Source organism: Dolichospermum planctonicum (assembly GCF_005402965.1).
In the GTDB taxonomy this organism is placed as follows: domain Bacteria; phylum Cyanobacteriota; class Cyanobacteriia; order Cyanobacteriales; family Nostocaceae; genus Dolichospermum; species Dolichospermum planctonicum.
In genome coordinates, this window is record NZ_BJCF01000125.1 from 1 (window position 1) to 750 (window position 750).

At 35.3% G+C, this 750-nt stretch carries 1 protein-coding gene; it reads right to left on the minus strand.

Going from position 1 to position 750, the window contains the following annotated elements:
• On the minus strand, window positions 1–750 hold a 750-nt coding region (locus tag FFO06_RS20710), incomplete at both ends, for an RNA-guided endonuclease InsQ/TnpB family protein (RefSeq protein WP_236097205.1).

Consider the following 750-nt stretch of genomic DNA (forward strand, 5'->3'; position numbering starts at 1 on the left):
AGAGGGTCATCTCTCCACAAGCGTTATTAGTTTCCGTCCGCCCGACGGTACTTAAATGATAGCCAGTTTGTTTTAGTGCTTTAGTTAGAATGTTAATTGCAGCATTGTGGTCACGGTCAAGTATGCACCCACATTTACAAACATGAGTTCTAACTGATAGGGATTTTCTAACTATTTCTCCACAATTAGAACAATTTTGAGAAGTATATTGTGGTGCAACTGATACAATCACACGCCCATAGACTTTACCAAAATATTGTAACCATTGAGTAAACAATGACCATCCAGCATCACTAATTGATTTGGCTAATTTGCTATTCTTAACCATGTTTCTCACTTGCAGTTTTTCAAACGCCACTAAATCATTAGATTTAACTACGCACAATGCTGTCTTTATAGCAAAGTCTTTACGCTGACGTGAAACTTTCAAATGTTTTCTACCAAGACGGTTAATAGCTTTTTTGCGATTATTAGAACCTTTCTTTTTGCGACTAACTTTTTTCTGTAATCGTTTTAAAGATTTTTCTGATTTCCGCAAATACCTAGGATTATCAATTTTATCCCCTTGAGAATTAGTGTAGAAACTGTTAAGACCAACATCTAAACCAACAGTTTTACCTGTGGCATTGATGTCAATATTCCGTTCTGCATCTACACAAAACTGGATATAGTAACCGTCAGAACGTTTAACTATCCTAACTCTCTTTATTTGCTTAATCTGGTAAAAATGTAAATCCCAAGTTCCAATTA